Annotated in this window: 17 protein-coding genes; 14 read left to right on the top strand and 3 right to left on the bottom strand. The window is 65.7% G+C overall.

Annotated elements, in window-relative coordinates; genetic code table 11:
* The 12 genes from I6F28_RS19690 to I6F28_RS19635 all read left to right on the top strand — a co-directional run bounded on the left by I6F28_RS19690 (window position 1) and on the right by I6F28_RS19635 (window position 15,191).
* Entirely contained in the window at window positions 1–1,197 is a 1,197-nt protein-coding gene (locus tag I6F28_RS19690; protein ID WP_225140560.1) for a PepSY-associated TM helix domain-containing protein, read from the top strand.
* Window positions 1,198–1,273: 76 nt separating this feature from the next.
* Window positions 1,274–2,506, top strand: coding sequence for a rhodanese-like domain-containing protein (locus I6F28_RS19685; protein ID WP_225140559.1), 1,233 nt, complete (start codon window positions 1,274–1,276; stop codon window positions 2,504–2,506).
* Window positions 2,507–2,631: 125 nt separating this feature from the next.
* A complete protein-coding gene (gene serA, locus I6F28_RS19680; protein ID WP_036026910.1) occupies window positions 2,632–3,876 on the top strand; it encodes a phosphoglycerate dehydrogenase in 1,245 nt (414 codons plus the stop codon).
* Between the two features lie 108 nt (window positions 3,877–3,984).
* Window positions 3,985–5,004, top strand: a complete 1,020-nt coding sequence (locus I6F28_RS19675; protein ID WP_225140558.1) for a patatin-like phospholipase family protein — start codon at window positions 3,985–3,987, stop codon at window positions 5,002–5,004.
* 3 nt (window positions 5,005–5,007) lie between these two features.
* Window positions 5,008–6,462 carry a GntP family permease gene (locus I6F28_RS19670; protein WP_225140557.1) on the top strand — a complete coding sequence of 485 codons (1,455 nt, stop codon included), beginning with the start codon at window positions 5,008–5,010 and terminating at the stop codon, window positions 6,460–6,462.
* A gap of 92 nt (window positions 6,463–6,554) precedes the next feature.
* Complete coding sequence (locus tag I6F28_RS19665) at window positions 6,555–8,216, top strand: tannase/feruloyl esterase family alpha/beta hydrolase (RefSeq protein WP_225140556.1); 1,662 nt, start codon at window positions 6,555–6,557, stop codon at window positions 8,214–8,216.
* A 49-nt stretch (window positions 8,217–8,265) separates the two neighbouring features.
* Entirely contained in the window at window positions 8,266–8,715 is a 450-nt protein-coding gene (locus tag I6F28_RS19660) for a MarR family winged helix-turn-helix transcriptional regulator (protein WP_036026867.1), read from the top strand.
* A gap of 14 nt (window positions 8,716–8,729) precedes the next feature.
* Window positions 8,730–9,500 (top strand): enoyl-CoA hydratase, encoded by a 771-nt coding sequence (locus I6F28_RS19655; RefSeq protein WP_036026870.1) that lies wholly within the window; start codon window positions 8,730–8,732, stop codon window positions 9,498–9,500.
* 111 nt (window positions 9,501–9,611) lie between these two features.
* Window positions 9,612–11,693 (top strand): methyl-accepting chemotaxis protein, encoded by a 2,082-nt coding sequence (locus tag I6F28_RS19650; protein WP_225140555.1) that lies wholly within the window; start codon window positions 9,612–9,614, stop codon window positions 11,691–11,693.
* 125 nt (window positions 11,694–11,818) lie between these two features.
* Window positions 11,819–12,757, top strand: a complete 939-nt coding sequence (locus tag I6F28_RS19645; protein ID WP_036026912.1) for a dihydrodipicolinate synthase family protein — start codon at window positions 11,819–11,821, stop codon at window positions 12,755–12,757.
* Between the two features lie 356 nt (window positions 12,758–13,113).
* A complete protein-coding gene (locus I6F28_RS19640) occupies window positions 13,114–14,514 on the top strand; it encodes a selenium-binding protein SBP56-related protein (protein WP_225133966.1) in 1,401 nt (466 codons plus the stop codon).
* A gap of 83 nt (window positions 14,515–14,597) precedes the next feature.
* Complete coding sequence (locus I6F28_RS19635) at window positions 14,598–15,191, top strand: hypothetical protein (protein WP_225140654.1); 594 nt, start codon at window positions 14,598–14,600, stop codon at window positions 15,189–15,191.
* A gap of 3 nt (window positions 15,192–15,194) precedes the next feature.
* Here the strand turns inward: I6F28_RS19635 and I6F28_RS19630 are convergent, their stop codons facing one another.
* Genes I6F28_RS19630 through I6F28_RS19620 form a run of 3 tightly spaced genes read right to left on the bottom strand, consistent with a single transcriptional unit; the run spans window position 15,195 to window position 17,770 of the window.
* The gene (locus I6F28_RS19630; RefSeq protein WP_225140554.1) at window positions 15,195–15,893 is read right to left on the bottom strand and encodes a DUF1045 domain-containing protein; all 699 of its coding nucleotides are present in this window, start codon (window positions 15,891–15,893) and stop codon (window positions 15,195–15,197) included.
* An 18-nt stretch (window positions 15,894–15,911) separates the two neighbouring features.
* The gene (locus tag I6F28_RS19625; RefSeq protein WP_225140553.1) at window positions 15,912–17,105 is read right to left on the bottom strand and encodes an alpha-D-ribose 1-methylphosphonate 5-triphosphate diphosphatase; all 1,194 of its coding nucleotides are present in this window, start codon (window positions 17,103–17,105) and stop codon (window positions 15,912–15,914) included.
* A complete protein-coding gene (locus I6F28_RS19620; protein ID WP_036026920.1) occupies window positions 17,102–17,770 on the bottom strand; it encodes an LbetaH domain-containing protein in 669 nt (222 codons plus the stop codon). The genes I6F28_RS19625 and I6F28_RS19620 overlap by 4 nt, the downstream gene beginning before the upstream one ends.
* 174 nt (window positions 17,771–17,944) lie before the next feature.
* Between I6F28_RS19620 and phnC the strand changes: the two genes are divergently transcribed.
* Window positions 17,945–18,760, top strand: coding sequence for a phosphonate ABC transporter ATP-binding protein (gene phnC / locus I6F28_RS19615; protein ID WP_225140552.1), 816 nt, complete (start codon window positions 17,945–17,947; stop codon window positions 18,758–18,760).
* 75 nt (window positions 18,761–18,835) lie between these two features.
* On the top strand, window positions 18,836–19,744 hold the full coding sequence (gene phnD, locus I6F28_RS19610) for a phosphonate ABC transporter substrate-binding protein (protein WP_109145405.1): 909 nt from the start codon (window positions 18,836–18,838) through the stop codon (window positions 19,742–19,744).
* The last annotated feature ends 66 nt before the right edge of the window (window positions 19,745–19,810 follow it).

The raw sequence follows: 19,810 nt of genomic DNA, 5'->3' as shown, positions 1-19,810 counted from the left end.
ATGGCCGCGCGGCCCGGGCACATGATCAAAACTGTCCTGCTCCAGGTCCATTCCATCGCAGGCCTGGTGCTCGCGCTGCTGCTAGCCTTGATCGCGCTGACCGGCGCGATCATGAGTTTCGAGGACGAGATCGTCGATCATCTCAACGCCGGCATCATGCACGTCGTGCCGCGCGAGATGCCGGCGCTGATGCCGGACGAGCTGGTCGCGCGGCTGGGGGCGGGGCAAAATTTCGGTCAGGTCTCGGCCGTCATGTTGTCGAGCGATCCGACTGCGGCCGTGCGGGTCCGCTTCGCGCGCGATGAGCAGGGCGAGCGGCCGAATTCGCTCTATGTCGACCCCTATGATGCGCGCGTGCTGGGTGCGCCGCGCGGCGAGGCGTTCTTCGCGACGGTTCGGAAGCTGCATCGCTGGCTGCTGATCCCTGGCGATGCCAAGGGCTGGGGCCGCCAGATCACCGGTGTGGCCGCACTCGGCCTGATCGTCATGCTGGTCTCGGGCCTCGTGCTGCGCTGGCCACGTCGCGCGCGCAGCGTGAAGATGTGGCTCAAGCCCAATCTCGGTCTCGGCGGACGCGGGCTGCATCGCTCGCTGCATGCGGTGATCGGCACCTGGGTTCTTCCGGTCTATCTGGTGATGACGCTCACGGGCCTGTGGTACTCGTTCGACTGGTACAAGGACGGCGTCGTCTGGCTGCTGTCGCGTCCAGAAGTCTCTGCCGCGAAGATGCAGCCAAGAATGTCCGCGAAGGCGCCGCGTGCGGCGGCTCGTTCCGAGCCGGCCCAGCCGATCGGGTTCGACCTGGCATGGACGACGTTCCGGCGTGAGGAGGGCGACCGCTTTGCCAGGGCTCTGCTGACGCTGCCGCCGGGGCCTGGCACGGTGATACGGATCCGGTCGTGGGGGAAGGAGTCGACGCTCGACACCAAGCGCGATGAATTCCGCATCGATGCCGTCACCGGTCAGGTCGCCTCCACGGAACGTTACGCCGACAAGACGTTCGGCGAGAAGATCATCGCCAACATGCTCGATATCCATCGCGGCGCGGTCCTGGGCTGGCCCGGCAAGCTCGCCTTCATGATTGCCGCAGCCCTGATGCCGCTGTTCTCGGTCACCGGCATTTTGCTCTATCTGTCGCGCCGCAAGCTGCGGCGCCCGGCGCAGCCGCCGCTTGGGCGGCTCGTTCCGGGCGAGTGAGTTGCAGCCGAAGAGGCTAGCCAACACCTCGACAATCGTTCAAAAGCCCGTGGCACGTCCTTGTCAGGTTTTCGCCATGAAGCTTCCGACCGTCACCCCCGCCGATATCCGCCGCGCCCTGCTCCTGCGCGAAGAGATCGCGCTGCTCGATCTCAGATACGAGGCTGCCTTTGCCACCGGCCATCCGCTGTTCGCCGCCAACATGGCCGCCGACCGGATCGCGATCGAGGCCGAGGTGCGGCTGCCGCGCAAGGACGTTGCGATCGTGCTTTATGATGACGGCGAGGGGCTGGTTGCGACCGGCGCCGAGCGTCTGGCTGCACTCGGCTATAGCAATGTCAGCGCACTCGAGGGCGGGCTGAAGGCGTGGCGCGATGCGGGCTTCGAGGTTTTCGAGGACGTCAATTCCTATTCCAAGGCCTTCGGCGAGCTGGTCGAGTCGCGTCGCCACACGCCCTCGCTGAGTGCCGATGAGGTGGCAAAGCTGATCGCCGACAAGGCCAACATCGCCATCCTCGACGTCCGCCGCTTCGACGAATACGCGACCATGAACATCCCGGGCTCGGTCAGCGTGCCCGGCGCGGAGCTGGTGCTGCGGGCAGGCCAGGCCGCGCCCGACCCTGAAACCACGATCATCGTCAATTGCGCCGGCCGCACCCGCTCCATCATCGGCACCCAGTCGCTGATCAATGCCGGCGTGCCCAACAAGGTGCGGGCGCTGCGCAACGGCACCATCGGCTGGACCCTGGCGCGGCACGGGCTCAATCACGGCGCCGACAGGCGCGGCGCGATCGGCCCGTTCGAGGGCGGCCCGGCCAATGCCCGCGACGTCGCCTATCGCGCCGGTGTCCGCCATATCGGAGCGAACGAGATGGCGGCGCTGGTCGCAGAAACCCATCGCACGCTGTATCGCTTCGACGTGCGCGGTGCCGAGGACTATGCGGCCGGGCATCTTCCCGGCTTCCGCCATTATCCCGGCGGCCAGCTCGTGCAGGAAACCGACATGGCCGCGCCCGTGCGCGGCGCGCGCATCGTCCTGACCGATGACAGATGCGTCCGCGCCGACATGACGGCGTCCTGGCTGGCGCAGATGGGTTGGGAAGTCTATGTGCTCGAGGGCGGCTATGATTGCGCGCTGGAAATCGGTCCACCGCAGGTCTTGCCGAAGCCCGACCCGGCCCACCGCTATCGCCGGCCCTATGAAGGCACCGATGTGGCCGAATCCGCGATGCAGGCCTATCTCGATTGGGAATACGGCCTCGTCGAGCAGCTCCGCCGCGACGGCACGCACGGGTTCTATGTGATTTGACCGAGCTCTGGGATGCCAAGCGCATCCTCAGCTCCGGCCGTCTTCTCCCCGTATCCGTTCCCTATTGTGCTGCGCACCGCCCGCGGTCTATGTGCGAAGGCAAAGCTGCCATCTACGGAGATGCCATGTCCGCCCCAGGCCAAAGCCCTGAGCGAAGCGCCAAGGCGCTGCTGCTCGAAGGCGTCAATGATAGCGCTGTCGACCTTTTTAGGGGCGCGGGCTTCACCAATGTCGAGCGGCTGACCAAGGCGCTGGACGGCGCGGATCTGCGGCGCGCGCTCGAAGGCGTGTCGCTGCTCGGCATCCGTTCGCGCACGCAGATCACCAATGAGGTGCTGGGGGCGGCCGGCCAGCTTCTCGCGGTCGGCTGCTTCAGCGTCGGCACCAACCAGGTCGATCTTTCGGCGGCGCGCAAGCGCGGTATTCCCGTCTTCAACGCCCCGTTCTCCAACACGCGCAGCGTCGCCGAGCTCGTCATCGGCGAGATCGTGATGCTGCTGCGGCGGATCTTTCCGCGCTCGGTGTCGGCCCATGCCGGGGGCTGGGACAAATCGGCGGCGGGCAGCCGCGAGGTGCGCGGCCGCACGCTTGGCATCGTCGGCTACGGCAATATCGGCTCGCAGCTTTCGACGTTGGCCGAAGCCATGGGCATGCGCGTGATCTATTTCGACCGCACCGACAAGCTTCGCCACGGCAACACCGAGCCGGTCGAGAAGCTGGAAGATCTGCTGGCGCAGAGCGACGTCGTCAGCCTGCACGTGCCGGAGACGCCGGAGACTGCGGGCATGATCGGCGAGAGGGAGCTGCGGGCGATGAAGCCGGGCTCGTTTCTGATCAACAACAGCCGCGGCACCGTGGTCGATCTCGATGCGCTGGCGCGTGCCTTGCGCGACGGTCATCTCGCCGGTGCGGCCGTCGACGTCTTTCCCGTCGAGCCTTCGTCGAATGCCGATCGTTTCAATAGTCCCATTCAGGGCATCGAGAACGTCATCCTCACCCCCCATATCGGTGGGTCGACTGAGGAGGCGCAGGAGCGCATCGGCGGCGAGGTCGCGCGAAAACTGGTCGACTATTTCATTACCGGCTCGACGATGGGCGCGGTCAACTTCCCGGAGGTGCAGCTGCATCTTCGTCCCTCCGGTGCACGCTTCAGCCATGTCCATCGCAACGTGCCCGGCATGTTGCGGCGGCTGAACGAGGTCTTCCTTCAGCGCGACATCAACATCGCCGCGCAATATCTGGAGACCGCCGGCGACCTCGGCTACGTCGTGCTCGACGCCGATCTCGGCGGTCAGGATTCCGGCGAGCTGCTGCGGCAGATCCGCGGCCTCGAGGGAACGGTCGGGGCGCGGCTGGTATTTGAGCACTAAACCGCCCACGTTCCGGTTGCATCTTGCGGCCGGTGCTCCCACACTGCGGTCGAATTCGACGTGTTCCAATCGCGTCGAATTTGAGCTTCAGTTGCGTGAGTGTCCGCCATGGAACGGGACGCCGTACTGATTGATCTCGCGCTGCAGGGCGGCGGTTCGCATGGCGCCTTCTCCTGGGGTGTGCTCGACCGTCTTCTGGAAGAGAAATGGCTGGAGATCACCGCGATCTCCGGAACCTCCGCAGGCGCGATGAATGCGGCGGTCCTGGCGGACGGGTGGACGGCCGGCGGCGCCGAGGGGGCGCGTGAGGCGCTTGACCGATACTGGCGTCGTATCTCGAAGGCCGCGGCCTTCAGCCCGCTACAGCGCTCTCCGCTCGACCGCTTGATGGGGCGCTGGACCCTCGATACGTCGCCGTTCTACATCCTCACCGATTTGATGTCGCGTGTGCTCTCGCCCTACGACCTCAATCCTACCGGTTACAATCCGCTGCGCGCGGTGCTGGCCGAGAGCATCGATTTCGAACGGCTCGTGCGCTCGCCGATCCAGCTATTCATCACCGCGACCCGGGTACGCACCGGGCGCGGACGTATCTTCCGCAACGCGGAGATCACGGCCGACGTGCTGCTGGCATCGGCCTGTCTTCCAACCATGTTCCGCGCGATCGAGATCGACGGCGAGCCCTATTGGGACGGCGGCTATGCCGGCAACCCGACCATCACGCCGCTGGTCCGCGAAAGCGACGCGCATGACACCATTCTCGTCCAGATCAATCCGACCGAGCGGCCGGAGCAACCGCGGACGGCTGCGGAGATCCTCAACCGTCTCAACGAAATCTCCTTCAACTCGCCGCTGATGAAGGAGCTGCGCATGATCGCGCTGCTGCGCCAGGCGGCCGATCCGGGCAGCGGCGAGGGCGCGCGCTGGGCGAAGATGCGCACGCACCGGATCAAGAGCGACATGCTGGCGAAGTTCGGGGCCTCCTCGAAGCTCAACGCGGAGTGGGAGTTCGTCTCGATGCTGCGCGCCGAGGGACGCATGGCCGCGGACAACTTCCTCGCCGAGCACGGCGCGGAGATCGGCCGCCGCTCGACCGCCGATCTCGATGTCCTGCTGTCGGAGTGCTGAGGCATGGGTCTCCTCGGCCTCCTCGTCGGACTCGGTCTGCTCGTCCTATTCGCCTTCCGCGGTTGGAGCGTCCTGCTGCTCGCGCCGTTCGCCGCACTCATTGCTGCGTTGTTCGGCGGTGAGCCGCTGCTCGCGAACCTGACCCAGGTGTTCATGGTGAACGCGGCGGGATTTCTGGCGCAGTTCTTTCCGATCTTTCTGCTTGGTGCCGTCTTCGGCAAGTTGATGGACGACAGTGGCGCGGTGACGTCGGTCGCCGGCTTCATGGCGGAGCGCCTCGGCGAACGCCGCGTGATCCTGGCGGTCGTGCTCGCCGGCGCGCTGGTCACCTATGGTGGTGTCAGCCTGTTCGTTGCGTTCTTCGTCATCGTTCCAATGGCCCGCTCGCTGTTTCGTGCCGCTTCGATTCCGCGTCGTCTGATCCCGGCCGCGATCGTGCTGGGAACGTCGACCTTCACCATGTCGGCCCTACCTGGCACGCCGTCGATCCAGAATGCGATTCCGATGCCGTTCTTCGGCACGACGCCGTTTGCCGCGCCGGGCCTCGGCATCGTCGGCTCGCTCATCATGCTCGGCGCGGGATTGTGGTGGCTGCATCGCGCCGAAGCTGCGGCGCGCCGCGCCGGTGAAGGCTATGGCGACGACGCCGAGGGCGCGATCGAGCAGGCCGCTGCTGACGAGCTCGTGCGCGAGCGCGCGACGACTGCCCGCGAGTTCGATCCGGCGGAGCTACAGCACGGTCATCGCAGCGAGCGGCCGTCGCCCGTGCTGAACGCCATGGCGCCGCTCGTCGTTGTCGTGACCGTCAACCTGGTGATGTCGCTGGTGGTGCTGCCGCGGCTCGATGTCAGCTATCTCGCCGAGCCGCGCTTTGGCGACACGACGCTTGCGGCGGTCGCAGGCGTGTGGTCGGTCGCGGTGGCGCTGGCTGCCGCCATCGTCACGACCATCGCGCTGAACTGGGCGCGCCTGCCGGTGCTGCGCCGGACCATGGACGCCGGGGCCAATGCGTCGGTCCTGCCTGCGTTCAGCGTCGCCAGCCTCGTCGGCTTCGGCGCCGTCGTGGCCTCGCTGCCGGCGTTCACGATCGTGCGCGACTGGGTGCTGGCGATCGAAGGGGGACCGCTGGTCTCGCTCGCCGTCGCGACCAACATCCTGGCCGCGCTGACCGGGTCGGCATCGGGCGGCCTGACCATCGCCCTCGATGCTCTCGGCCCGACCTATGTCGAACTTGCCGCGCGCCACGGCATCGACCTTGCGCTGATGCATCGCGTGGCGGTGATCGGCGCGGGAACGCTGGACATCCTGCCGCATAACGGTGCGGTGGTCAGCCTGCTCGCGATCTGCGGCCTGACCCATCGCGACAGCTATTTCGATATCGTCATGGTCGGTATCGTGACCTCGCTCCTGGCGCTGCTGGCGGTGATCGCCCTGGGCACTGCGCTGGGCTCGTTCTGACGGAAAGCCGGCGTCAGCGATTGACGGACGGGCGAAGGTTGCATTGAATGCGGCCAAGTGCCGAACGCAACAGGACAAGCCGGGTGGAAACGATGAAGCGCAACAGAGCGAAGCTGTGTGCATGGCTGGTGGGCACTGGGGCCGCAATGAGCGCGAGTGGTGCCTCAGCGGCAACGCTGGCCGAAGACGCCGAGACCGTCTGCAAAGGCCTCGTCGGCGGCGCTGACGCCGTCAAGATCGATTCCGCGACCTTGCAGGCGCCATCCCAATTGGCCGTCGCCGAGCGTGGGCCGACGCCATCGGCACGCATCACGCCGGCCAATCCGCGCTTCTGCAAGGTGCTCGGCCATATCGATCCCACCGATCCCACGGCGCCCCCGATCAAATTCCAGGTCAACCTTCCCGTCGAATGGAACGGTCGCTCGCTGCAATATGGCGGTGGCGGCTTCAATGGTGTGCTGATCACGGGCCTTGCGCTGCCGCCGGCCTACCCCTTCGACAAGCCCTCGCCGCTGGCGCGCGGCTTCGTCACCTACGGCACCGACTCCGGCCACGAGACCAAGCAGGGCGAGCCGCCGCAGGTCTTTGCGCTCAACGACGAAGCGTTCGAGAATTTCGCCCATCGCGCCTACAAGAAGGTGCGCGACGCTGCGGTCGGGCTGATGCAGCGTGCCTACGGCAGGAAGCCGGAGAAGCTGTACTTCATGGGCTCGTCAGAGGGCGGCCGCGAAGGCCTCGCCATGGCGCAGCGCTATCCCGATGATTTCGACGGAATCTTCGCCCGCGTGCCCGTGATCAACTGGGTCGGACTGCAGCATGCCGGTACGCGCTCGGGTCTCGTCACCATGGGCGAGGGCTGGATCAACCCGGCGCAGGTCAAGCTCGTAGGCGAGGCCGTGCGCGCGGCTTGCGACAAGCCCGACGGCTCCGACGATGCGCTGGTGCAGGATCCCGTCGGCTGCAAGGCCGCCTTCAAGGTCGAGACGCTGCGCTGCGCGGCCGGCAAGAGCGGTGACCAGTGTCTCACCGATGCACAGATCAAGGCGGTGAACACGCTGCACTCCACCTATAAATTCCCCTTCGCGCTCGCCAATGGCCTCGACGATTATCCGGGCTGGGGCGTCTCCGGCGAGGACATCCCCGCGGTCGGGCCGACCGGCGGCTGGGTCTCCTGGTGGCTCGGCACCGCGCCGCCGGCGCAGCCGCCCGCGCCGAACAACGGCATCGCCTGGATCTACGGCGCCGGCGGCATCCAATATGTCTTCGCGCGCGATCCGAAGCTCGACGTCACCACCTACAAGGTGGAAGAGCACAAGGCGCGGCTGCTCGAAGTGTCCAGCCTGATGGATTCCACCGATCCCGATCTCAGTCGGTTCCGGGCGCGGGGCGGCCGGCTGATCGTGCTCGAGCACATGGCCGACTACGCCCAGAGCCCCTATGCCGGCATCCGCTACTTCGAGAGCGTCGAGCGCAAGATGGGCAAGGCCGAGACCGCGGAGTTCGCGCGCCTCTACACCGCGCCCGGCGTCGACCATGTCGGCTCCGGCGCGCCCGCCAATGTCGATATGCTGAGCGTTCTGGTCGACTGGGTCGAGAATGGCAAAGCGCCCGGCGACTTAGAGGTCAGGGAGCAGAAGGTCGAGGCGCCGTCGTTTGCCGCGACGCGCGCGCTGCCGCTGTGCCGCTGGCCGGCCTGGCCGCACTACAAGAGCGGCCCGGTGACGGAAGCGGCGAGCTTCACCTGCGCGCCGTAACCAAGAGGGCCCGTTTGACAACGCGCCTGCGTTTCACTATCTATTTCGCATGCGAAATAACGGCGCCGGCGCGCAGCACCATCGGCTGATCTACTTGCTGAGTGTCGCCCAGCGCCGGCTGCAGCGCTGGATGGCGGCGCGGCCCGAGAGCGCGGTGACGCCGGCGCAGGCGGGGTTGCTGTTCATTCTCGGCAAGCAGGATGGCGCGCTGATGGGCGAGGCTGGGGCGGCGCTCGACATGGGACCGGCCGGCATTTCGGGTCTCGTCGACCGGACGGTGGCTGCGAAGCTGGTCGAGCGGCGGGCCGATCGCGAGGACGGCCGCGCCTTTCGCATCTGGCTGACGCCGAAGGGGCGCACCGCGCTGGCGCAGGCCAAGACTAGCGCGGCGGAGGTCAATGCGGCGCTGACGGAAGGTTTCACGGCCGCGGAAATCGACATCGTCGCACGCTGGCTGACGAGCATTCAGGACAAGTTTCCAAGACGTTCAGACGAATAACACGGAGCAGACTAATGACCGAGCACGTCCGGATCGAGAATAGCGGCGGAATCCTCACCCTCACGCTGGCACGTCCCGACAAGAAGAACGCGCTGACGGATGCGATGTACGGCAAGCTCGCCGACGCGATCGAATCCGCCGAGTTCGACCCGTCCGCCCGCGTGATTCTGATCCGCGGCGAGGGCGACATGTTCACCGCCGGCAACGACGTCGGCGAGTTTGCGGCGGTCGCGGCCGGCAAGTCCGAAGGCAGCCGCAACGTGGTGCGCTTTATCCAGTCGCTGGCGCGTTGCACCCGGCCGCTGGTCGCGGCCGTGCAGGGCCGTGCCGTCGGCGTCGGCACCACGATGCTGCTGCATTGCGACCTCGTCGTGCTCGCCGACAACGCGCAATTGTCGACGCCGTTCGTCAGCCTCGCGCTGGTGCCTGAAGCCGCCTCCAGCCTGTTGATGCCGGCGCGCATCGGCTATGCCCGCGCCTACGAGATGTTCGCGCTTGGCGAAACCGTGCCGGCCAGGTCGGCGCTGGAATGGGGACTCGCCAACCGTGTGGTGCCGCTCGATAGGCTCGATGCCGAAGCGCTTGCGCTGGCGCAGCGTCTCGCCCGCCAGCCGGCCGGGGCCCTCATCGCGACCAAGCGGCTGATGCGCAACGGCGAGGCGCTGGTCGCGCAGATGCAGGCCGAAGGCGAGCAGTTTGCGCAGCGCCTGCGCACCGCCGAAGCGCGCGAGGCGTTTACGGCGTTTGCGGAGCGCCGCCCGCCGGATTTCACCAGAATAGGATAGTATTCCGAATGCGTGCAGGTTGGATCGCTTCGATTCAACTCAAACCTTAACGAAACATTGGCACGTGGCGGTGCAAGGTGGGCCTCTCCTGAGAGTTAGATCCCTCGACCCATGTCCATTTTTAAGAAATCGGTAAGCACGCTCCTCCTGGTCCTGATGACGCTGCTGGCGGCCGGCGCGCTGACCAGCACGGCCATCCAGATGGTCGGGGCTTTCGGCCGCTATAGCGACAGTCTGGAGACCGAGCGGCTCGCGAATGCCGACAAGTCGATCTTCCATGGCGTGGTTGCCCTGCGCAGCAACCGTGGCGATGCCCAGAGCGCCCTGCTCGGCGAGGACGACCCGCGCGCCAAGCTCGGCATTGCCGAGAAGGCGGAACAGGCCGGCTTCGACGCCATCAGCGCGGCGCTCCCCACCGTCGAATTCGCCCGCCGCGACGAACTCGCCAGCACGCTGAAGCAGCGCTGGAGCGAGGCCGCGCCAAAATTCCAGTTGTTCTACGACGAGGCCAAGCTGCCGCGCGCCGAGCGCAAGCTGGAGCGGACCGCGCCCTGGTACGATGCGGTCACCAAGGTGATCGAGACCGCCAATCTCGCATCCACCGCGGTGTCGAACCGCGCCTGGATGAACGATCCTTACATCGCCCGCATGATCCAGGCCCGCCGCCTCGCCTGGCAGGTGCGCGACCGCTACGGCATCCAGTGCTCGACCCTGCGGCCGAACGTCAACGCCAGCAAGCCGCTCGACGATGCCCAGAAGCAGACCGTGGCCGGATGGAACGGCGTCGTCACCGCCGGCTGGACCGGCATGGAGGAGCTGCTGGCTGCGCCTGACGTGCCGGCCGACCTCGTCAACACGGCCAAGGAGGCGAGGGCCAAGACTGACGGCGCCCTCAAGCAGATCGGCGAGATCACCAAGGGCTTCGACGGCAGCGGCCGGCCCGCGATGCCCGCCGCGGAATGGAACGCGTTGTGCCAGGCTCCGTTCGCCTCCATCGTCGCGGTCGCGAGCAAGGCGCTCGACCTGTCGATCGCGCACGCGGAGGCGGTTCAGGCTAAGGCCCTCACCAATCTCATCGTGCAATCCTTCGGCTTCCTGCTTGCACTGGCCGTGACTGTCGCGGGCGTGTTTGTGGTGCGCAACCGGCTGATGCGCCCGGTGCGCGCCATCCTCGACGCCATCGCCCGCATCGGCGCCCGCGACTATGCGACGCCGGTGCCGCAATCGCGGCATCCCGACGAGTTCGGCACCATGGCGGCTGCGCTCGAAAGCCTGCGCGAGAGCGCGGCGACCGCGGAGCGGCTGGGTAACGAACGCGAATCGCAGCAGGCGCTTCAGCTCGCCCGCTCCGGCACCGTCGACGCCGCCTGCCGCAGCTTCGACGACACGGTGCAGGCGGTCATCCAGAGCGTTGCGGCCTCGACGCGGGAGCTCGACGCCACCGCAAGCGGCGTGCGCTCGCTGGTCACGGAATCGAGCAGCCAGACCGCGGCGGTGTCCTCGGCAGCCGAGCAGGCCACCAATAATCTCGAGACCATCGCCGCCGCGACCGAGGAGCTCTCCGCATCCGTGGGCGAGATCTCCGCGCAGGTGCAGTCGAGCGCCCGCGAGGCCCGCGAGGCCGTGGCCCAGGCCGAGCAGACCAATGCGACGGTCGAGATCCTCGATCAGACGGCGAGCCGCATCGGCGAGGTCGTGAAGATGATCAACGCGATCGCGGCCCAGACCAATCTGCTGGCATTGAACGCCACCATCGAAGCCGCGCGCGCCGGCGAGGCCGGCCGCGGCTTCGCGGTGGTTGCAGGCGAGGTCAAGAGCCTTGCGGCGCAGACCGCGACGGCGACGGAAGAGATCTCGCGCCAGGTCGAGGAGATCCAAGGCGCGACCGGCCAGGCGGTCGCCGCGATCCGGTTGATCGGCGGCGCCATCGGCGGCATCGACGAGAAGATGACGGCGATTGCCGCCGCGGTCGAACAGCAGCGCGCGGCCACGACGGAGATCTCGCGCAACTTCCAGCAGGCGGCCCAGGGCACCCGCGAGGTCACCGATACCATCGGCAGCGTCGCCAGGCTCAACCAGGAGACCGGCAATGCCGGCACGGTGCTGTCGGAGTCCGTCAAGAAGATGTCGGCGGATGCCGATCGTCTTCGCGTCGCGGTCGAGGGTTTCCTGGGCGCCGTGAAGAGCGCCTGATTTTCGTACTCTTTCCATCGGACGTCGCGCGGGCATTGCCGCAGCTCGGCACTGCGGGTACATCTGTGCCGCCTCGCTCCCGCGGGCGCGGCGGCAGACGCAAGACATCAGGGATGGAGAGTTCGATGCCGGTCACCCCACACAAGGCCCAACGCCCCTATCGCGGCGTGTTCCCGGTCGCGCCCACCATCTTCGACGAGCGCGGCGAGCTCGACCTCGAGGGTCAGCGCCGCTGCATCGATTTCATGATCGACGCCGGCTCGCACGGCATTTGCATCCTCGCCAATTTCTCCGAGCAGTTCGTGCTCACCGATGCCGAGCGCGACACGGTGATGCATGCGGTGCTGGACCATGTGGCCGGCCGGGTTCCCGTGATCGTCACCACCACCCATTTCAGCTCGGCCGTATGCGCCGCGCGCAGCAAGCAGGCCGAGGCGGCCGGCGCCGCCATGGTGATGGTGATGCCGCCCTATCACGGCGCGACCTTTCGCGTCCCCGAGAAAGGCATCGTCGAATTCTTCAAGGTGCTCTCCGGCGCGATCAACATCCCGATCATGATCCAGGACGCGCCGGTTGCCGGCACGCCGCTGTCGGTCGAGTTGCTCGCGCGGCTGTCGCGCGAGTTTTCCAACATCCGCTATTTCAAGATCGAGGTGCCGGGCGCGGCCTCGAAGCTCCGCAGCCTGATCGAGGCGGGCGGCAAGGACATCGAGGGCCCCTGGGACGGCGAGGAGGCGATCACGCTGCTCGCCGATCTCGACGCCGGCGCCACCGGCGCCATGACCGGCGGCGGCTATCCCGACGGCATCCGCCAGATCATCGATCCCTATTTCGCGGGCGATCGCGAAAAGGCGAAGGCCGCCTACGAGCGCTGGCTGCCGCTGATCAACTACGAGAACCGCCAATGCGGCCTGATCGCCTGCAAGGTGATGATGCAGGCCGGCGGCGTGATCAAGTCGGAGGCGGTGCGCCATCCGCTGCAGCCGCTGCATCCGGCGACGCGCGCCGGGCTATTGGAGCTCGCCAAGGAGCGCGACGCGTTGGCGCTCAGGTGGGGGAAGTAATTCTCTCCCCCGTCATTGCGTGAAGCTGTCGTAGGGTGGGCAAAGCGAAGCGTGCCCACCAACTTGCGCGCCCGCGGGAAGAGCGGTGGGCACGGCGGTTTGCGCCTTTGCCCACCCTACGAAGGCTGCGAGGAGCGACTTGTGCGCCCTCGCTCGAAATGAACGAGGGATGCCCATTTCGCCTGAAGGCGTCGAATTAGCGCGTGCCGGGCCGTTCCCCATAGCCCCGCGATGGCATAATGTACGCGCGCCAACCGGCGCCTTGCGGAGATTCTCAGGACATCGCGCAACAGCTCTTCTTTTGCCACTATCCCGAGCCAGGTTGGTGCAAACCGACAGAACAGGGAGGCAGTGCCATGACGATGAGGCCGGATCCTACCTTTCACGCCTCGCCCAAGCTTGCGATGGAAGCGCCTGCGGAGAACTTTGCTTACACCTTGCTGCTCAGTCCGGATTTCTCAAAGCCGGATGCTCTCGCGGTCATCGACGTCAAGCCGGGATCGCCGACCTATAGCCAGATCGTCCATACCGTAGCGATGCCCAACAAGGGTGATGAGTTTCACCATTTCGGCTGGAATGCTTGCTCCTCCGCCCTGTCGCCGCTCGCCGGACACGCCTTCATCGAGCGGCGCTATCTCATCATCCCGGGGCTGCGCTCGTCGCGGATCTACGTGATCGATACCAAGCCCGATCCGACGAAGGCCAAGATTCACAAGATCATCGAGCCAGAGGAGGTCTTCAAGAAAACCGGCTACTCGCGGCCGCACACGATCCATTGCGGGCCGGACGGCATTTACGTGAGCACGCTGGGTGGCGGCGGCAAGGACGGCACCAACGGACCTCCGGGCGTCTTCATCATGGATTGCGAGACGTTCGAAGTTCTTGGACGATGGGAGATCGACCGTGGCCCGCAAACGCTGCATTATGATTTCTGGTGGAATCTGCCGCGCGATTACATGGTGACGAGCGAATGGGCGTTACCGCCGCAGTTCGAGAACGGGATCGTCCCGGAAGATCTGCTGGCGAACAAGTATGGCCATCGTCTCCACTTCTGGGACCTTCGCGCCCGTCGCAACGTCCAGACCATCGACCTCGGCGCCAATCATCAGATGGCGCTGGAGGTGCGCCCCGCGCACGATCCGGTTCGCGAGTACGGCTTCGTCGGTGTCGTGGTCGACACCACCAACCTCGAAGCGTCGATCTGGACCTGGTGGCGCGAGGGCGGAAAATTCCATGCCGAGAAAACGGCGACGATCCCTCCCGAACCCGCGCCCAAGGAGAAGCTGCCGCCGCTGCTGCAGGGATTTGGCGCCGTGCCGCCGCTGGTGACCGACATCGACCTGTCGATGGACGACCGGTTTCTCTATGTCTCGTGCTGGGGCACGGGTGAGATGCGCCAGTACGACGTCAGCGATCCCAGAAAGCCGAAGCTTGCGGGCTCAGTCCACATCGGCGGCATCGCGCGCCGCACGCCCCATCCGAACGGCAAGCCCTTTGCGGCGGGTCCGCAGATGGTCGAGATCAGCCGCGACGGCCGGCGCGTGTACTGGACCAATTCGCTTTATTCCACTTGGGACGACCAGTTCTATCCCGACGGGGTTCCGGGCGTGGAAGTCATGGCCAATGTCGGTCGCAACGGCGGCCTCGAGCTCGACAAGGACTATTTCGTGAGCTTCCCCGACGGATATCGTGCGCACCAGATCAGGCTCGAGGGCGGCGACTGTTCGACGGACTCATTTTGCTACCCGTCGGTCTAGATGGCACGCAGGCGAGCCCGGCCCTTGGCTGGCTGTGGCTCGCGCTTGTTGCGAGCGGTCTCTACCACGGGGTCAATCCGGGAATGGGATGGCCGCTCGCCGTTTCGGCCGGGCTCATGGACAAGAGCCCCCTCGCGCTCTTCCGTGCATTGTGGGCTCTGGCGGCCGGGCACCTCCTGGCAACACTTCTCGTGCTGCTGCCGTTCGCCTTCCTGCTCGTACTGGCCGAATGGCAGCGTCCAATCCAGATCGTCGCGAGTCTTCTCGTCATCGGCTTTGGCGTCTACCGGCTGATCGACCGGCGTCATCCGCGCGCGCTGGCACGAATTCCGCCGACGCAATTGGTGCTCTGGTCATTTGCCGTCGCCATCGCTCACGGCGCTGCCCTGATGCTCGTGCCGATCTATCTCGGGCTCTGCCAGGCCTTCAAGCTCGATGCCGGCCATCAGGCGGCGGGCGCGCTGATGACGGCAAATCTCGGGATGGCGGTGCTGGTGTCGCTGGTGCACGTTGCCGCGATGGTCGGCGCCGGCGGATGTCTGGCGTGGCTGGTCTACCGCCATCTGGGACTGACGTTCGTCTCGCGAAGCTGGTTCAACCTGGATGCAGCCTGGGCGATCAGCCTCGTTCTGGTTGGCGCGGTGGCGCTCGCTTTCAATCTTGCGACCTCGCGCTGAGGTCTACCGCACCAAAGCCCACTCGCCGATGATGCGAAACCGCGCCTTGGCATCATCCTGCTTGAACAGGGCAATGCGATCGATCGCGAGCGTCTCGATCCCCAGCGCCGCAAACCGTGTTCGCAGCATCTGAAGGATCGGCCCGCGCCGCTCCGCATCCAGCCGCCCCGTCAGCGTCATGTGGAAGCGGAATTCTTCCATCACGTAAGGATAGCCCCAGCGGTCGAGATAATCGCGCTGCCGCTCGCTGAGCTTCTCCGGCTTGCGCCGAGCGCGATCTTCCGCCGTCAGCGCGGCGCGAAACGGGTCGAACTCGCGAACGCAATCAGCGGCAAGTTGCTGGAGCGTTTCCATCGGCTCGGCCGGAATAACGGCAATGAAGCCGCTGATGGCATCGACCATCGGTCGGATTGCCGGGATAGGCCGTGTCTTGCCCGCGAACGCCTCGCAGGCGGCCAGCAGCTCGGCTTCGGTCTTGCCGGGCGCCAGCGCCATCGGCGCCTTCAGCGTGGCGTGAAAGCCGTACTTGCGGGGATCGGCGCTGAGCTCGCGCCAGTCGGGCGCGGCGTGCAGCGCCTGCTCTGGAAACGAAATCTCGCCGCCGCTGTAGGCGTCATAGCCGAGCAGCTCGGCGCCGAAGCGGGAGAGGGCGCTGTCGCGGCCTGCGGCAAAATAGATCGCGTAGCGGGGGAAACCTGTCATTGCCTCAGCATAACCAATTTACGCCGCGACGACAGTCTCGCGCGGGGCCGCCACTGCGGTGAGCAGCCGCGTCGCGTCGGTGAGATGCACGAGCCTGCCGCCTGAGATCACCGCGATCAGCCGCGGCCGCAGCTTCACGTTGTCGTCGACGAGGAGAATGTCAGCGCGGCGTCCCTCCGCGAGCAGGCCGCGATCGGTGAGGCCGGTCGCGCGCGCCGGGCCGGCGGAGACCAGATCCCAGGCCTGAGCCAGAGGCACCACGCCATCGGCGGCCAGGCGGAACGCGGCGAGCAGCTGCGCGGGATAATAATAGTCAGACGCCAGCACCGAGCAGAGCCCCTTGGCGATCATGTCGGAGGCCCTGGTCCAGCCGGTGTGGCTGCCGCCGCGCACGACGTTCGGCGCGCCATAGACGATGGCATCGCCGTGGCTGGCCGCAGCCTGCGCCGTCTCCTCGTTGATCGGAAACTCCGCGATCAAGGCGCCGAGCTCGCGAAAGTCCCGGCGCATCGCCGGGCTCGAATCGTCGTGCGAGAGCATCCGCACCTCGGCCCCGCGGGCCGCGGCGGCCAGGCGTGACACCGAGGCGGGCACCTCGTCGGCGCGCGAGACCACGCGCTCGACCAGCCGGTCGAATTCTTCACTCGACAGACCGGTGCGCTCCACCATGCGGTTGCGCTTGCGTGGGTTGGAGATGTCGGCAACGACGCCGTCCATATGATCGTTGAAGGCGAACAGGTCGACGCGGCCCTCGCTGAGCCACTGTGCGATCTCCGCTTCGGCATCGAGATTGAAGGTCTCGTGCCGCAGGTGGAAGCGGGTGTCGGCAGCGAACTGCGGACGCTGCCGCTCGATCGCCTCCATCAGGCCGCGCGCATTGTCGGCGCTTCGCAGGCCCGGCTCCCACGAGCAGGTCGTGGCGTGAAACACGGTGGTGATGCCGTTGCTGATCGCCTGGCGGTCGCTGTCGGCGAGCGCGACGTCGATCGGAAAGTCGACGCCGGCGCGCGGCATCATCTGCCGCTCGAAGGCATCGCCATGCAGATCGACGATGCCGGGCAGCACCAGCAGGTCACGGGCATCCAGTGCCAGCCGCGCCCGGCCGCGAGAAGCATCGACCTCTGCAATGTCTGTTCCGGAGACGAGAAGAGAGGTTTCGACGAGCTCGGCGCCGATCAGGGCCCGGCCGCCTTCGATGAATATGTCTGTCACGCGACCGCGCTTCGTTTGCTGGCAGGAGAATTGGCGAGTGAGCTCGCTTTTGCTTCGTATGCCGAGAGGAAATCTTCAATCCCGAGCTTGCGGAAATTGGGCAGCGCCTCGCGCAACTTGTCGTGATCCCAGTCCCACCAAGCAAGCCTTGCAAGCCGTCCGGCGATCTCCTCCGAGAATCGCCGCCGCACGATGCGGGCCGGATTGCCGGCGACGATGCTGTAGGCCGGCACGTCCTTGGTGACGATCGCGCCGGCGGCGATCACCGCGCCGGTGCCGATGTTGCGGCCCGGCAGCACGATCGCGCCATGGCCGATCCAGACGTCATGGCCGATATGAACGTGATGCCGGCGGCGCCAGTCGAAGAACTCGAGATCGTCGCTCTCACCTTCGAAATAGGCGCTGGATCGGTAAGTGAAATGCGCCTGAGTGGCGCGATGCATCGGATGGTTGCCGGGATTGATGCGGGTCATCGCCGCGATCGAGCAGAACTTTCCGATGGTGGCGTAGGTGATCTGCGCATCGTTCACGACATAGGAATAATCGCCCATCGCGACTTCATGCAGGATCGTGCGCGCGCCGACTTCGGTGTAGGCGCCAAGCCTGGTCTCATGCAGCTTGGCCGAGGGATCGACGGTCGGCTGAACCGAAAGAGCTTTGGCCATGTTGCATCCGAAGTGCGAGGGCGGGAGTCTTTCTTCGAGCGGCCGGATGACGGTGTCGTGACAATGAGATGACAGGGGATGACGTGCGTAGGATGGCCGCACTGCAGCAGCCTTGTCACACAAGTGTTAACCACGGGCGTTAGCGGTTGGCTCCAGCTACTCTGGAGCCCCTCGATGCTGGTGGTTGAAGGTCTGACGTGTCGCTTCGGCGCGAAGGCCGCTGTGGACGATGCTTCGTTTCAAGTTTCCCCTGGCGGCTTCGTCGGGGTGATCGGGCGATCCGGCGCCGGCAAGTCGACATTGCTGCGGTCCATCAACCGCCTCACCGAGCCCTCCGAAGGCCGCATCCTGTTCGAAGGCGTCGACGTCACCGCGCTGCGCGGCAAGGAGCTGCGGCAGTGGCGTGCGCGGTCGGCGATGATTTTTCAGCAGTTCAACCTCGTCGGCCGGCTCGACGTCCTCACCAATGTGCTGATGGGGCGGCTGTCGACGGTGCCGACATGGCGGTCGCTGCTGCAGCTTTGGCCCGAAGAAGACAAGGCCATCGCGATGTCGGCGCTCGAGCAGTTCGACATGGCTGCCATCGCGGCCCAGCGCGCCGAGCAGCTCTCGGGCGGTCAGCAGCAGCGCGTGGCGATCGCGCGGGCGCTGGTTCAGCAGCCCGACATTATCCTTGCCGACGAGCCGATCGCCTCGCTCGATCCCCGCAACACCAAGATCGTGATGGATGCGCTTCTGCGCATCAACAAGCATTTCGGTATCACCGTGCTCTGCAACCTGCATTCGCTCGATCTCGCCCGCAGCTATTGCGACCGCCTGATCGGGATGGCCGCGGGGCGGGTGGTGTTCGACGGCGCGCCGGCGGCCTTGACCGATCATATCGCGCGCGAGCTGTACGATCTCGAGGCGAATGAAGTCATGGATGTTGCGCCCGCGGATGCATCGGTCGGCACGGCAGTTCCTGCCCTCCGCACGGTTGCCGTGGCCTGATCGCTGCTTCTTTAAATCGAGCCTGGTCGTAGAGCCGGAACTCGACAGTTTCATAACCTTGAAATGGGAGACGTCATGATAGACCGTCGTACGATCGTTGCCGCTGCGGCGGCCCTGGCATTTTCAGTTTCAGCCGCTGCGGCGCAGGACTGGAAGGCAAAATATCCTGAGTTGATCTTCGCAAAAGTCCCCGACGAGAATGCCTCCGGCACCACCAACCGCTGGACGCCTCTGACGGAGTACCTGTCCCGCGAGCTTGGAACCAAGGTCACGCTGCGCATCGCCAACGACTACGCCGCGGTGATCGAAGGTCAGCGTGCAGGAAACATTCACATTGCGATGTACGGCCCGGCGTCCTACGCGCGTGCCTACATCATTGGCGCGAAGGTCGAACCGTTCGCGATCGAGGTGAACGGCGACGGCACCAAAGGCTATTACTCGGTTCTCTATGTCAAAAGCGATTCGAGCTACAAGGACATTAAGGACCTGCAAGGCAAGAACCTCTGCCTCGTCGATCCCAATTCGACTTCCGGCAACAACGTGCCGCGTTTCGCGATGAACAAGATGGGCATCGACCCGGAAAAGTTCTTCGCCAAGGTGGTCTATTCGGGGAGCCATGAAAACGCGGTGATCGGGCTTTCCCAGGGCACCTGCGACGCGGCGTTCAACTGGTGGAACGACGAGAAGGAATCGAACCTGCTCCGGATGGAACGGAAGGGCATGGCGAAGGCCGCTGATTTCAAGATCATCATGAAGTCCGAGCAGATCGTGAACTCGCCGATGGCCTATCTCAGCAGCCTGCCTGACGACCTCAAGGCGGCGATCAAGAAAGCAGTGCTGGAAATTGCGGTGAAGGACAAGGCGGCTTTCGACAAGATTTACGAGGGGAAGCAATTGCCCTACGTCGAGGTCGACCACAAGGCGTATGACGCCGTGATCGAACTGACCAAGTTTGTCGACAGCATTCGCAAGCAGAAATCCTGAGGGAAACGAAGCGTTGGACAAGTCGGGCAGATCGCAAGATCTGCCCGTCGGCTCTCGCGAACATCC

The sequence above is a fragment of the Bradyrhizobium sp. NBAIM14 genome (assembly GCF_020193895.1).
Taxonomy (GTDB): Bacteria; Pseudomonadota; Alphaproteobacteria; order Rhizobiales; family Xanthobacteraceae; genus Bradyrhizobium; species Bradyrhizobium yuanmingense.
The sequence above is the reverse complement of the archived record's forward strand: the minus strand, read 5'-3'. Positions and strand labels throughout refer to the sequence as shown.